A 14,175-nucleotide genomic window follows, 5' to 3' on the forward strand; every position below is an offset into this window, starting at 1 on the left:
TCCGGGGAAGGGAGGTGGACGCGATGACCGCGACCGCGACCGCCGCACACACCGCGCGGATCGGCTCCACCGGACCCGTCGCCTCCCTGGCCCGCCACCGCACCCCGCTCCTGCTGGGCGGCGCGGCCGTGCTGCTGGTGCTCGGCACCTTCCTGGTCGGCGGGGGCGCCTGGCCCGGAAGCCTCACCGTGGACCTGAGCGGCCCGCTCGGTGACGTCAGCGACTGGATCATCGACCACCGCGACACCCACCCGCTGTTCCTCTACTTCTTCGGGCACATCAGCAACGCCGTGGTGCTGTCCGTCCGCGGGGTCTACCTGGTCCTGCTCGCCGCCGGCTGGGCCGGGGTGACGGCCGCCGCCGGGCTGATCGCCTGGCGGGTCGCGGGGGTCCGGCTGGCGCTGACCGCCGTCGCCGCCTTCCTCGTCTGCGCGCTGCTCGGCATGTGGGTCCCCACCATGCAGACGCTGGCGCTGATGGTGATCGCGGTGCTGGCCTCGGTGGTGGTCGGCGCGCTGCTCGGGCTGGCCGCCGGACTGTCGGACCGGTTCTTCCGGGCGCTGCGGCCGGTGCTCGACACCATGCAGGTGATGCCGGCGTTCGCCTATCTGCTGCCGGTGGTGCTCGTGTTCGGCATCGGGGTACCCGCCGCCGTCCTGGCGACCCTCGTCTACGCGGCGCCGCCGATGGCCCGGCTGACGGCCCTCGGACTGCGCGACGCCGATGCCGGTGTGATGGAGGCGGCGGCCTCGCTCGGCGCCACCGGGCGACAGCGGCTTCTCACCGCCCGCCTGCCGCTGGCCCGCAAGGAGCTGCTGCTCGGCCTCAACCAGACGATCATGATGGCCCTGTCGATGGCCGTGATCGCCTCCGTGATCGGTGCCGGCGGCCTCGGCGACCGCGTCTACCAGGCGCTCGCCTCGGTCGACGTAGGTGCCGCGCTCGCGGCCGGCATCCCGATCGTGCTGCTCGCGGTGGTGCTCGACCGCGTCACGGCCGCTGCCGGTGAGCGCGTGGGCTCCGCGCGGGCTGCCGGACCGGCCCGCCTCGGCTGGGTGCTCGCCGCCGCCGGCACGCTGGTGGCCGCCGTCGTGGCCCGGCTGCTCTCCACGACGACCTGGCCGAAGGGCTGGACCGTCTCCGTCGCCGAGCCCGTCAACCGGGCCGTCGGCTGGATGACCGACCACCTCTACTCCGGGGTGCCGGTCGTCGGCGGCACGGCGGACTGGGCCGCGCGCTTCACCACCTGGGTCCTGGACCCGGTGCGCGACGGGCTGCAGTGGCTGCCCTGGTGGGCGGTGCTCCTGCTGGTCGCCGTGCTCGCCCTGCTGATCGGCACCTGGCGCACCACGCTCACCGCCGTCCTCGCGATGGCCGCGATCGGGGTCCTCGGTGTGTGGGACCCGGCACTCGACACGCTGTCCCAGGTGCTGGCCGGTGTCGCCGTGACCCTGGTGGCCGGATTCGCCGTCGGTGTCGCCGCGTCCCGCAGCGCACGGGTGGAGCGCGCGCTGCGTCCGGTGCTGGACGTGTTCCAGACGATGCCGCAGTTCGTCTACCTCATCCCCGTCGTCGCGCTGTTCGGGGTCGGCCGCGCACCCGCCGTCGCCGCCGCCGTGATCTACGCGCTGCCCGCCGTGGTCCGCATCACCACGCAGGGGATGAAGGGCGTCGACCCGGTCACCATGGAGTCCTCGCGCTCCCTGGGGGCCACCGGCCTCCAGCAGCTGCTCAAGGTGCAGCTGCCGCTGGCCAGGCCCGCGCTGCTGCTCGCCGTCAACCAGGGCGTCGTCCTGGTGCTGGCCGTCGTGGTCATCGGCGGTCTCGTCGGCGGCGGTTCGCTCGGCTACTCGGCGGTGTTCGGGCTCGCGCAGGGCGATCTGGCGACCGGTCTGGTCGCAGGCGCCGCCATCGTCCTCCTCGGCCTGATGCTCGACCGCGTCACGCAGCCGACGCGACGCTCCGGAAAGGGGGCCTGACATGGCCCGTACGCGCACACCTCTCGTCGCGCTCGCGGCCGTCGCGGCCCTGGTCGCCGTGTCCGGCTGCGGTGCGGCGGACATGACCCGCCAGGCCTCGCCGTTCGCCGATGCCAAGGGCGCGAAGACCGTGACCCTGTCCGTGCAGTCGTGGGTCGGCGCCCAGGCCAACGTGGCCGTCGCGCAGTACCTCCTGGAGCACGAGCTGGGCTACCGCGTCGACACCGTCCAGATCGACGAGGTGCCCGCCTGGGACGCCCTCAGCCAGGGCCGCGTGGACGCGATCCTGGAGGACTGGGGCCATCCCGACCAGGAGGCCAGGTACGTCGAGGACAAGAAGACGATCAAGTCGGGCGGGGAGCTCGGGGTGACCGGCCACATCGGCTGGTTCGTCCCGACGTACTTCGCCGAGGCGCATCCGGACGTCACCGACTGGCACAACCTCAACAAGTACGCCGACAGCTTCCGCACGGCGGAGAGCGGCGGCAAGGGCCAGCTGCTGGACGGCTCCCCGTCCTACGTCACCAACGACAAGGCGCTCGTACAGAATCTCGGGCTGGACTACCAGGTCGTGTTCTCCGGGTCCGAGGCGGCCCAGATCACCCAGATCAAGCAGTTCGCCAAGGGGAAGAAGCCGTTCCTCACCTACTGGTACAACCCGCAGTGGCTGTTCGAGAAGGTGCCGATGACGGAGGTGAAGCTCCCGCCGTACAAGGAGGGCTGCGACGCCGACGCCAAGAAGGTGAAGTGCGCCTATCCGCAGACGCCGCTGAAGAAGTACCTCAACTCCCGCTTCGCCGGGGGCGGCGGCAAGGCGGCCCGGTTCCTGGAGAACTTCTCCTGGGGCACCGAGGACCAGAACAAGGTCGCCCTGATGATCGCCGATCAGAAGATGTCGCCGCAGGACGCGGCCAAGAAGTGGGTGGACGAGAACGAGAAGAAGTGGCGGGCCTGGATCCCCGGGTGACCCGGTAGCGGTCACCCGTCCTGCCACTCCGAACGGGTGGCCGTCCCGATACGGCGACCCGTTCAGGTGACCCCGCGCGCGAACCGGTGCGAACCACCAGAGGCTGGCGTATTGAACGCCCCGCATCTGTGGCGTCGCGACCGGAGGTACGCATGAGCGCGATGGACATGCCGGCGGATCTGCCGAAGGAATCGGCTCAGGCCGTGGCCCGGGCGAGGCCCGCCGCTCCGAGACTCAGCTGGGTGACGCTGGCCCTGATGACGACGGCGTCGGTGGCGAGCCTGCGGGCCGCGCCCACCATGGCCGTCTACGGCCTCGCCTGCGTCTTCCTCTATCTCATCCCCGCGATCGTGTTCCTGCTGCCGACCGCCCTGGTCTCCGCGGAACTGGCGTCGGGCTGGCCGGGCGGTGTCTACCGCTGGGTGAGCGAGGGGCTCTCCAAGCCGCTGGGCTTCCTCGCGGTGTGGTGCCAGTTCGCGATGACGATCTTCTACTACCCGAGCCTGCTGGCGTTCGTGGCCTCCACCATCGCGTACGTCATCGACCCCTCCCTCGCGTCCAACGGCCTGTACACGGCGATCGTGATCATGGTCCTGTACTGGACCGGCGTCTGGGTCTCCTCCCGGGGCACCAAGGCGCTGGCCGGCCTCTCGTCCTGGGGACTCGTCATCGGGACGCTGATCCCCGGCACCGTGCTGGTCGTGCTGGGCATGGTCTTCCTCGGCCAGGGCAACGGTTCCGCCGCGCCGATGACCTCCTCGCACCTGCTCCCCCAGTGGGCCGGGCTCGCCAGCCTCGTACTGATCGTCAACAACTTCCTGTCGTACTCCGGCATGGAGATGAACGCCGTGCACGTCTCCTCGCTGAAGGACCCGGCGAAGGAATACCCGAAGTCGATGTTCCTGGCCATGGGCCTGGTGCTGCTGATCTTCATCCTGCCGGCGCTCGCGATCAGCTGGGTGGTCCCGTCCAGCCAGCTGAGCCTGACGGCCGGTGTGATGCAGGCGTTCGACGCGTTCTTCGCCCACTTCCATGTCAGCTGGATGACACCGATCGCCGCGGTGATGCTGGTGTCGGCCGCGCTGGGCGGCATGCTGACCTGGCTGGCCGGCCCGTCCAAGGGCCTGCTGGAGATCTCCCGCAGCGAGGGCTACCTGCCGCCGTACCTCCAGCGGCTCAACAAGAACGGGATCCAGCAGAACATCCTGGTCACCCAGGGCGCGGTCACGACGGTCATCGCCCTGCTGTACGCGCTGATCCCGAACGTCTCCAACGTCTACTGGATCTTCTCCACCATCACCACGCAGGTGTATCTCATCGTCTACCTGCTGATGTTCGTGGCGGCCATGCGGCTGCGGAAGACCCAGCCGGACCACCCGCGCGGCTACCGCGTCCCCGCTCTCAACGTGCTCTGCGTGGTCGGCTGCTGGCCTCCGTCGCCGCGCTGGCCATCGGCTTCGTACCGCCCTCGCAGTTCGGCAGCGGAAGCATCGGCGTGTACGTCGCCATCATCGGCGGCGGGCTCCTGATCCTCGGCCTGCTCATCCCCTGGCTGTTCCTGAAACTGCGCAAACCCGGCTGGCGCACGGCCGCGGCCGATGAGGAGGCCGTCGCATGAGCCCCACCCGCTTCGCCTCGGAACACCGCTGGCTCTACATCGGAGCGATCGTGCTCCTGGTCGCGCTCGCCGTCGTCGGCATCATCCGGTACGAGACCGTAAAGACCGATGCCCAGGCGACGAAGAAGGCCGAGAAGCTCGCCGACGCGGCCGTGGCCGCCGGCTTCCCCCGGCCCGACATCGGCACCCTCAAGCGCACCCTGGGCAACGACGGCGGCCAGGTCTGCGCCAAGCCCGGCTCCGCGCTCACCTCCGCGCTGTGGAAGATCAACCTCGCCAACGGGGCCACCGGCCCCGGCATCCGCCCCGTGATCGCGGACACCCAGGCCGTCCGCGCCGAGGCGAAGATCCTGGAGATCTACTGCCCGGACAAGCTGCACAAGATCCAGGACAAGATCGACGACCTCAAGACCGACAACACCGTGAGGCGCTGATGAGCACCGACGACCTCGCCGCCCGCATCGCCGGTCTGATGCCCCGCGCGCAGGCGGATCTGACCGAGCTGGTGTCCATCCCCTCGGTCGCCGACCCCCGGCAGTACCCGCCGCAGGAGTGCCACCGGGCCGCCCAGTGGGTCGCCGACGCCTTCACCGGGGCCGGGCTCCAGGACGTGCACCTGGCCGAGACACCGGACGGCAGCAACGCCGTGATCGGGCACCGGCCGCCCCCGCCCGGGGCCCCGACCGTGCTCCTGTACTGCCACTACGACGTGCAGCCGCCGCTGGACGACGACGCCTGGACCACCCCGCCCTTCACGCTGACCGAGCGGGACGGCCGCTGGTACGGACGCGGCACGGCGGACTGCAAGGGCAACATCGTCATGCACCTCACCGCGCTGCGGGCGCTCGGCGACGACATCCCGGTCGGTCTGAAGTTCGTGGCCGAGGGCTCCGAGGAGCAGGGCACCGGCGGTCTCGAACAGTACGTGGAGGCGCACCGCGACCTGTTCACGGCGGACGCCCTGCTGGTCTGCGACACCGGCAACGCGGCCGTCGGCGTCGGCACCGCCACCACCTCGCTGCGCGGGCTCGTCAACGTCGTGGTCCGGGTCGACACCCTGGCGGGCGAGGTCCACTCCGGCATGTTCGGCGGCCCGGCCCCCGACGCGCTGGCCGCCCTGATCCAGCTGCTCTCGACCCTGCGGGACCCCGAGACGGGTGCCACCCGTGTGAAGGGCCTCGACGCGTCGGGCACCTGGGAGGGTGCGGGCTACGACGAGGGGCAGTTCCGTACGGACGCCGGTGTACTGGACGGTGTGCCGCTGACCGGCACCGGCAGCGTCGCCGACCGGCTGTGGGCCCGCCCCGCGGTCACCGTGCTCGGCATCGACTGCCCGCCGGTGGTCGGTTCGGCCGCCGCCGTGCCGCCGACCGCACGGGCCAGGGTCAGTCTGCGCATCCCGCCGGGCACGGACGCGGCCGCCGCGCAGCGCGCGCTGACGGACCATCTCACCGAGGCGGCCCCCTGGGGCGTACGCGTCGGGGTGGAGTCGGAGTCCACCGGCTCGCCGTTCCGCGCGGCCACCGACGGCGCCGCGTACCGCGCGCTGGGCGAGTCCATGCGGGCGGTGTACGGCAAGCCGATGACGTACCTCGGACAGGGCGGGTCCATCCCGCTGTGCAACGTCCTCGCGGACGCCTACCCGTCGGCCGAGATCATCCTGATGGGCGTCGAGGAACCCCAGTGCCTCATCCACGCCCCGAACGAGAGCGTCGATCCCACCGAGATCCAGCACATGGCGCAGGTGGAGGCCCTGTTCCTCCACGCGTACGCCAAGGCGTTCCGCTGAGCGGAAGGACAGGGCGACGGGCATGACCGACGGGCCGGCGCCACCGCGGGCAAAACGGGAGCACGAGCGGGAGCACGAGGCCCTGGTGGGCTTCGTCGGCCGGCTGACCCGGCTGCTGCTCGGCTCCAGCGGCGAGGGGGCCGAGCAGATCGAGCGGTCCGTCACCTCGGCCGCCCGGGGTCTGGGCGGCAGCGCGTCCCTGGCCGTGCTGCCCGACGCCGCCACCGTCGCCGTGGACTCGCACGGCCGGCGCTCCACCGTGGTCGTGCGCGCGTTCCCCGAGGTCTTCCGGATGGACCAGGTCGCGGCGCTCAAACCGCTCCTGGACGACGTGGCGGCGGGCCGGCTCGACACCGCGCGGGCCGACCGCCGCCTCACCGCGATCACCGACGCCCCTCCCCCGTACCCGTGGTGGGCGAAGCTCGTGGGCATCGTGCTGTTCTCGGTCGGCTTCGCACCGCTGATGCAGCCGACCTGGTACGAGGTCGGGAGCACGGCGGTCCTCGCCGCGGTCGCGGCGGTGCTGGCGGTCGCGGCCGACCGGCTGCCCCGGCTGGCGAAGGTGCTGCCGCTGATCGTCTCGGTGACCATCTCCCTGATCACCCTCGAAGTCTTCGCCCGCACCCCCGCGCACGGCGGGCCGGTGCTGCTCATGCTTCCGGCGCTGTTCTTCTTCGTGCCCGGCGACTATCTGAGCGCGGCGGCCGCCGAGCTGGCGGCGGGGTATCTCACCACGGGCGCCATCCGTCTCGTGTACGCGGTCGCGCTGCTCGTCCAGCTCTATGTCGGTGTGGTCCTGGGCCTGGTCATCACCGGCAGGTCGCGCCATGCCCTGTTCGACGTGGCGGCGCAGGCCGATCTGCCGCGCTGGGCGCTGTTCGCGGGCTGGACCGTCTTCACGGCCGGCGCCCTGCTCGCCTTCGCCATGCCCGCACGGCTGCTGGGCCGGCTGCTGCTCCTGGTCTATCTGACGGTGGGGGTACAGACGGGGTTCACCAAGCTGCTCGGCGAGGTGGGCGGCACCTTCACCGCGGCGGTGGTCCTCGGTGCCGTCGCCACCCGGCTCGCCCGCCGGCCCGGCCAACCGCCCCGGATCCTTCTGGTGCTGCCCGGGTTCTTCACCCTGACGGTCGGTTCGCTGGGCATGCGCGGACTGACCGCACTGGCGGGCGGCTACCCCATCAAGGGCTTCCGCGACCTCACCGAACTCGTCACCATCGTGACGGCGATCGGCATGGGGCTGCTGCTGGGCGCGGTCCTGGCCGAGCGGCCCGGCGGCGGGGACTGACCGTCGCACCGGTCCCCGCCGCCGGGCCGCGTCACGGAACCAGGAGCCGCAACAGGTGTGCGCAGGCCGCCGATTCGCTCGGGTGGCGGGCGATCACCTCGTACGCGCCCCGCTCGTACGCCCCGGTCTCCCACGCCCCGTCCGACGACTGCCGCAGGAACAGGAAGTCGGCCGGGGTGGGGGCGGGTTCGTGCACCCCTTCGATGCGGTAGTAGCCGTCGGCCACGCCCGCGGCGCTCAGCTCGGCCCGCAGCTCCCGGCGGTCCATGCCGGGGCTAGGCGGCGGGGGTCAGATAGTCGTGCTCCAGCAGCCACTTGACGTTCAGCCGCTGGCCCTCGCCCGGGTCGAGGAAGACCGCGTCCAGCTTGATCTGCTGCCCGCCGCCGGGCTGCTCGAACCAGGGGGCGATGCTGCCCTGCCACACCCAGAAGGGCTTGGCGACCTTGTAGACGCGGTAGTCGCAGGCCACGCCCGCTTCCCGGGTGTTGAGGTTCTGCGGGGGCAGCGCCCGCTCCGCGTACGCGTCACCGGCCGGGGCCAGGTAGCCGCCGTACTCGGAACCGAAGCGGTCCAGCCGCTGGCCCGGGCGCAGCTTCGTGGGCTCCTTGTCGAGCTCTCCGTTGACCTCGCCGAAGCCGTCGTTGGGCGGGTACTTCCAGCTGCCGGTGTCGGCGGGCCCCTCCCAGTACTTCTTCAGGAAGGCCTGCGGGGACAGGGATCCGGTGCGCTGGTAGCCCTTGAGAAGCGGGCCGACGGGGGCGAGGTTCTTGTTCGGCAGCCACTTCGGGCCGAGCCGCGCGTCGTCGTGGAACTCGCCGGTGCAGGGCTCGTGCCGGGCGACGGAGTCCGCCGGGCGGCCCTCCGGCTTCGCGGCGGCGCTCGCCGCCGGGGCCGTGATGAGCCCTGCCGTGATGCCGAGAGCGGCAAGTACGGTACGCATGCGGTGCATTCAGGTGTCCCCTCGAGTACTGACGATCAACCGACAGGTGACAAAGGGTAGCCGGAAGATCACTGAGAGGTTTCGCACCGGGCCGTTTCGGTCGTGGCGCCTCAGGCCGTGGCGGCGTCGCCGTTGTCGGCCGGGGATGCCTCGGCGAGCGCGAACCAGGCCGTCTTGCCCTCGGGTTCGGGGCGCACGCCCCACTGGTCGGCCAGGATGTCCAGGAGCAGCAGCCCGCGTCCCGATGAGGCGAGTTCGCCCGGGGCGCGCTGGTGGGGCAGTTCGTCGCCCCGGTCCATGACCTCGACCAGCAGCCGGCGCCGCCCGGCCTCGCCGGTGACGTACGCGGTGAGCGCGCCGTCCTGGTCGGTGTGGACGAGCACGTTGCCGAGGAGTTCGGTCGCCAGGAGCACCGCGGTGTCGACCTGGTCGGGCCGTGCCCAGTCGTGCAGGAGCGCCTTCAGCTCGGCGCGGGCCTCGGACAGCCCCTCGCCCTGGTGCTGGCCCACCGTCAGGACCAGCCGGCGCTGGCTGACCTCAGCCCGGGGCTGTCCGGCGTCGCGGCGCAGGAGCAGGAGGGCGATGTCGTCGCCGTCGCGTGCGGCGGCGCCCTCACGGCCGCCCGGGCCGGGGCTGAGCACGGCCGCCATGAGCCGGTCCGCCATCCCTTCCAGGTCGTCGACGGGGCCGGGCGAGAACACGTCGCGCACCCGCACCCAGCCGGTGTACATGTCGTGGCCGCCGTTCTCGATCAGCCCGTCCGTGCAGAGCATCAGGATCTCGTCGTCGTGCAGGCGCACGGTGTCGACGGGGTAGTCCTCCTCGCCGGGCATCAGCCCCAGGGGCAGACCGCCGCTGATGTGCTTGATCAGGCAGGTTCCGTCGGGGGTGCGCAGGACGGGGTGCGGATGTCCGGCCCGCGCGATGTGCAGATCGCCCGTGGAGGGGTCCGCCTCGATGTACAGGCAGGTGGCGAACCGGTCCTCGTCGAGGGTGGTCAGGAAGCGCGAGGCCCGGGCCAGCACGGCGTCCGGGCCGTGTCCCTCGGCGGCGTACGCGTGCACGGCGGTACGCAGCTGCGCCATCAGGCCCGCGGCGTGCACGTCATGGCCCTGGACGTCGCCGATGACGAGGGCGAGCCGCCCGTTGGGCAGGTCGATGCTGTCGTACCAGTCGCCGCCGACCATGAGCCCGCCGCCGGTCGGCACATAGCGGGTGGCGACGCTGAGCCCGGTCAGGGCGGCGCCCGCGGTGCGCATGCTCCGGCGCAGGCCCCGGGAGAGCGCCAGCTCGGCCCGGCTGGCACGGGCGCGTTCGAGCACCTGGGCGATCATCCGGCTGGTCATGGTCAGCAGGGCGCGCTCGGCGGCGGTGAAGGCCACGGGCGTGCGGAAGGCGGCCAGCCAGACCCCGACGACCCTCCCGGCGGTCACGAGCGGCAGGAAGGCCCATGCCTCGCGGCCCTTGCGGGCGGACATGTGCCAGGTCGCGGGGAAGCGGCGGCGGTACTCGTCGGTGGAGGCGAGGTACACCGCGCGCCCGGTCCTGGCCACCTCGGCGGCCGGGTATCCGGTCGTCATCGGCATCCGGAACCCCCTGGAGGCCCCGCCGGGCTTGAATCCGTACTGGCCGAGCGCGGTGAGGTTGCCCTCGTCGATCCCGAAGACGCACTGGCCGTCGAGCGGGAACTCCGGGGCGTACAGACCGGCCGCCAGCCGCAGTGCCTCGTCGAGGGAGTCGGCGCCTGCGACGGAGTGCCCGGCGGAGATCAGCAGGGAGTCACGGCGTCTGGCGTCCTCCGCCGACTCGCCGGACCGCTCCCCCTCGGCCGCGTCCGGTCCGTCGGGGGGCTGGGGGCGGGGCGCCTCCAGCCGGTTCAGCGCGTCGATCTGGTCCAGCTCGGCCTCGAACGCGTCCGGCGGCGGCTCATGCCGTTCACCACCCATCCGGCATCCCTTCGTCCCGATGTCGTCGCCGACTGTTCGTTCCATGCTCCGACGGGAGAGCCGGGTCCGCAGTACGAGACGTGGCGGCGGCAGCGGGCACGGACGGTGCCGGGGCCGGGGCGCGGGGGCGGCGAAGGGGCCGGACGAGGCCCTCAGGGGTTACCGGTACGCCGCCGACCGGCGTACATCGCTGAAGTCGATGGCGCGGTCGGCCTCGCGCAGAGTCTCCTCAGCCACCCGGCGCACCTCCGCCGGTACATCCCCGTGCTCCTCCACGAGACCGGCGTAGATCGGTGCTTCGGAACTGTCTGTGAAACTCACGTCGAACTGCCTCAATCGGTTGTGTTTGCCATCGTTCGGCCGGAAACAGGGGCCGATTCTACGTGGTCCCGAAACGGGGCCGCAGGCGGCGTCGAGGAGTGGACGGCCGGCCCCGCTTTCGATCTTCACCCGCCATTTCCTCCTCCGGGCGGGAATGATGGACCTCATGGCGAATCCGACGATTCTGAGCGTCGACGACGACCCGGCGGTCTCCCGCGCGGTCGCCCGCGATCTGCGGCGTCAGTACGGCGACCGCTACCGCATCGTGCGCTCGCTCTCGGGCGCCGACGCGCTCGACGCGCTGCGTGAGATCAAGCTCCGGGGCGACCGGCTGGCGCTCCTGCTGGCCGACTACCGCATGCCGCACATGAACGGCATCGAGTTCCTCGAAGCGGCGATGGACCTCTTCCCGCTCGCCCGGCGGGTGCTGCTGACCGCGTACTCGGACACCGAGGCGGCCATCGACGCGATCAACGTGGTCGACCTGGACCACTACCTGCTCAAGCCGTGGAGCCCGCCGGAGGAACACCTCTACCCCGTGATGGACAGCCTGCTGGAGGCCTGGCACGCCACGCCCGATCCGGGCGAGACCCAGACCCGGGTGGTCGGTCACCGCTGGTCGGCGCCGTCCTTCGCGGTCCGCGACTTCCTCACCCGCAACCTGGTGCCCTACCGGTGGCTGTTGTCGGACGAGCCGGAGGGCCAGGGGCTGCTGGCCGCTGCGGGCCTGTCCGCGGCCGACGTACCGCTGGTGGTCACCCCGGACGGGAAGCCGCTGGTCTCCCCCACCGAGCGGGAGCTCGCCGCGCGGGTCGGGCTGAGCACGGTGCCGGCCTCCGACTTCTACGACCTGGTCGTGGTCGGCGGCGGGCCCGCCGGGCTGGGGGCGGCGGTCTACGGCGCCTCGGAGGGGCTGCGCACGGTCCTGGTGGAGGAGCGGGCCACCGGCGGCCAGGCGGGGCAGAGCAGCCGGATCGAGAACTACCTCGGCTTCCCCGACGGTGTCTCCGGCTCCCAGCTCACCGACCGGGCCCGCCGCCAGGCGCTGAAGTTCGGGGCGGAGATCCTCAGCGCGCAGCGGGCCGTCGCGCTGGAGGCCGCGGGGGCGGGCCGCGTGCTGCACCTCGGCCCGGACAGCTCGATCGCCGCGCACACGGTGGTGCTGGCCACCGGCGTCTCCTACCGGCTCCTCGCCGCCGAAGGCCTCGCGGACTTCGTCGGCGCGGGTGTCTTCTACGGCTCCGCCGTCACGGAGGCGCCGAGCTGCGCCGACCAGGACGTCTACATCGTCGGCGGGGCCAATTCCGCCGGCCAGGCGGCCGTGCACTTCTCGCGCTACGCCCGGCGGGTGCACATCCTGATCCGCCAGGAGGACCTGGCCCGTTCCATGTCCAGCTATCTGATCGACCAGATCAACGCCATCGACACCATCGAGGTCCATCCGCGGACGGAGGTGGCCGCCGGCGCGGGCGACGGGCATCTGGAGGAGCTGACGCTGCGCGACGGCCGCTCGGGCGCGGAGCGGACCGTCAAGGCGTCGTGGCTGTTCGTCTTCATCGGCGCCGAGCCGCGTACGCAGTGGCTGGAGGGCGTCGTCGCCCGAGACGCGCGCGGATTCGTCGTGACCGGACCGGATCTGGTGGCCGGGGGCGACCGCCCGGCCGGGTGGCGGCTGCCGAGGGATCCGTACCACCTGGAGTCGAGCGTGCCGGGTGTCTTCGCCGCGGGGGACGTGCGTTCCGCGTCGGTGAAGCGCGTCGCGTCGGCCGTCGGCGAGGGAGCCATGGCGGTCTCCCTGGTGCACCGCTATCTGGAGGCGCAGTGAGCGAGTCGGACCGGCTCTCGCCGGAGCAGTTGCGGACCCTGTTCCTCTTCGAGGAGCTCAGCGAGGAGCAGTTGGGCTGGCTGGCCGAACGCGGCCGCCGGGAGGAGCGCCCGGCGGGCACGGCGGTGTACGAGGAGGGCGAGCCCGCCACGTGCTTCTTCGTGCTGCTCGGCGGGGCGATCGCGCTCAGCCGGGTGCTGCACGGAGACGACGTGGAGGTCAGCCGCACCGACCAGCGCGGGGTGTACGCGGGTGCCACCCGGTCGTATCTGGGCGACCGGGTCGACCAGCGGTACGCCCACACCCTGCGGGCGGTCACCGACACGGAGTTCTTCGTGCTGCCCGCCGAGGAGTTCGCATACGCGGTGCGCACCTGGTTCCCGATGGCGCTGCATCTGCTGGAGGGGCTGTTCTTCGGCTCCCGGGCGGCCAACGCGATCGTCAACGAACGGGAGCGGCTGCTCGCCCTGGCGTCGCTGTCGGCGGGGCTCACGCATGAGCTCAACAACCCCGCAGCCGCGGCGGTACGGGCCACGGCTGCGCTGCGGGAGCGGGTCGCGGGGATGCGGCACAAGCTCGCCATGATCGCCGACGGCCGGCTGGACGGCTCCGAGCTGCACCGGCTGGTCGAGCTCCAGGACGACGCGGTGCACCGGGCCGGCAAGGCGCCCACCCTGGCGGCGCTCGCCGCCGCCGACGCCGAGGACGCGGTCGGCGACTGGCTGGAGGAGCACGGGGTGACGGACGGCTGGGACCTGGCCCCGACCCTGGTCTCCGCCGGCATCGACACGGACTGGCTGGACGCGGCGGCCGGCACGGTCGGCGCGGACAATCTCGGCTCCACCGTGCGCTGGCTCGCGTACACGGTGGACTCGGAGCTGCTGATGGGCGAGATCGACGACGCGGTGACCCGGATCTCGGGTCTGGTCGGCGCCGCGCAGCAGTACGCCCAGCTGGACCGGGCACCGCAGCAGACCGTGGACGTGCACACCCTGCTCGACGCCACGCTGACGATGCTTCAGGCCAAGATCCCGTCCGGGGTGCGGGTGGTCAGGGAGTACGACCGCTCGCTGCCGCCCGTCTCCGCGTACGGGGCCGAGCTCAACCAGGTCTGGACGAACCTGATCGTGAACGCGGTGGCGGCCATGCCCGACGGGGGCACGCTGACGATCCGGACGTGGCGGGAGGAGGCCAGGCTGCTCGTCGAGGTGGCCGACACCGGCACGGGCATTCCGGAGGCGGTCAGGCCCCGGATCTTCGAGCCGTTCTTCACCACCAAGCCGGTCGGCGAGGGCACGGGGCTGGGGCTGGACATCTCGTACCGCATCGTCGTCAACAAGCACCACGGGGACATCCGGGTCACCTCGGAGCCCGGTGACACGCGCTTCCAGGTGTGTCTGCCCATCGGGCCGCCCGAGGAGGCGTGAGGCGAACCGCCGGGCGCACGGGGACGGTTGACCTCAAGTCCGCTTGAGCTCTTAGCGTTCGGTGTGCGCCCCGG

11 protein-coding genes and 1 pseudogene are annotated in these 14,175 nt (G+C 72.0%); 8 read left to right on the plus strand and 4 right to left on the minus strand.

The genetic code is table 11. The features are described 5' to 3' along the window. Positions 1-23 precede the first annotated feature (23 nt). From RLT58_RS01500 to RLT58_RS01525, 6 genes and pseudogenes are all read left to right on the plus strand, one after another. Entirely contained in the window at positions 24-1,979 is a 1,956-nt protein-coding gene (locus RLT58_RS01500) for an ABC transporter permease (protein ID WP_311308517.1), read from the plus strand. A 1-nt stretch (position 1,980) separates the two neighbouring features. Then, the gene (locus RLT58_RS01505) at positions 1,981-2,946 is read left to right on the plus strand and encodes an ABC transporter substrate-binding protein (RefSeq protein ID WP_311308518.1); all 966 of its coding nucleotides are present in this window, start codon (positions 1,981-1,983) and stop codon (positions 2,944-2,946) included. Between the two features lie 152 nt (positions 2,947-3,098). Next, positions 3,099-4,564 (plus strand): annotated as a pseudogene (locus RLT58_RS01510) (APC family permease). Continuing rightward, positions 4,561-4,998, plus strand: coding sequence for a hypothetical protein (locus RLT58_RS01515; RefSeq protein WP_311308519.1), 438 nt, complete (start codon positions 4,561-4,563; stop codon positions 4,996-4,998). The pseudogene RLT58_RS01510 and the gene RLT58_RS01515 overlap by 4 nt, the downstream one beginning before the upstream one ends. After that, entirely contained in the window at positions 4,998-6,353 is a 1,356-nt protein-coding gene (locus tag RLT58_RS01520; protein ID WP_311308520.1) for a dipeptidase, read from the plus strand. The genes RLT58_RS01515 and RLT58_RS01520 overlap by 1 nt, the downstream gene beginning before the upstream one ends. 22 nt (positions 6,354-6,375) lie before the next feature. Beyond that, complete coding sequence (locus tag RLT58_RS01525) at positions 6,376-7,641, plus strand: threonine/serine exporter family protein (RefSeq protein WP_311308521.1); 1,266 nt, start codon at positions 6,376-6,378, stop codon at positions 7,639-7,641. A gap of 31 nt (positions 7,642-7,672) precedes the next feature. Here the strand turns inward: RLT58_RS01525 and RLT58_RS01530 are convergent, their stop codons facing one another. From RLT58_RS01530 to RLT58_RS01545, 4 genes are all read right to left on the minus strand, one after another. Then, positions 7,673-7,909 (minus strand): hypothetical protein, encoded by a 237-nt coding sequence (locus RLT58_RS01530; RefSeq protein WP_311308522.1) that lies wholly within the window; start codon positions 7,907-7,909, stop codon positions 7,673-7,675. A 7-nt stretch (positions 7,910-7,916) separates the two neighbouring features. Further along, a complete protein-coding gene (locus RLT58_RS01535) occupies positions 7,917-8,591 on the minus strand; it encodes a TNT domain-containing protein (protein ID WP_311308523.1) in 675 nt (224 codons plus the stop codon). Positions 8,592-8,692: 101 nt separating this feature from the next. Then, positions 8,693-10,528 (minus strand): ATP-binding SpoIIE family protein phosphatase, encoded by a 1,836-nt coding sequence (locus RLT58_RS01540; protein WP_311314390.1) that lies wholly within the window; start codon positions 10,526-10,528, stop codon positions 8,693-8,695. A 159-nt stretch (positions 10,529-10,687) separates the two neighbouring features. Next, entirely contained in the window at positions 10,688-10,849 is a 162-nt protein-coding gene (locus RLT58_RS01545; protein WP_311308524.1) for a hypothetical protein, read from the minus strand. A 166-nt stretch (positions 10,850-11,015) separates the two neighbouring features. Here RLT58_RS01545 and RLT58_RS01550 point away from each other — a divergent pair, with 166 nt between their 5' ends. Then, complete coding sequence (locus RLT58_RS01550) at positions 11,016-12,674, plus strand: NAD(P)/FAD-dependent oxidoreductase (protein ID WP_311308525.1); 1,659 nt, start codon at positions 11,016-11,018, stop codon at positions 12,672-12,674. Next, complete coding sequence (locus tag RLT58_RS01555) at positions 12,671-14,101, plus strand: ATP-binding protein (RefSeq protein WP_311308526.1); 1,431 nt, start codon at positions 12,671-12,673, stop codon at positions 14,099-14,101. The genes RLT58_RS01550 and RLT58_RS01555 overlap by 4 nt, the downstream gene beginning before the upstream one ends. The last annotated feature ends 74 nt before the right edge of the window (positions 14,102-14,175 follow it).

Origin of the sequence: Streptomyces sp. ITFR-16, from assembly GCF_031844705.1 — a bacterium.
In the GTDB taxonomy this organism is placed as follows: domain Bacteria; phylum Actinomycetota; class Actinomycetes; order Streptomycetales; family Streptomycetaceae; genus Streptomyces.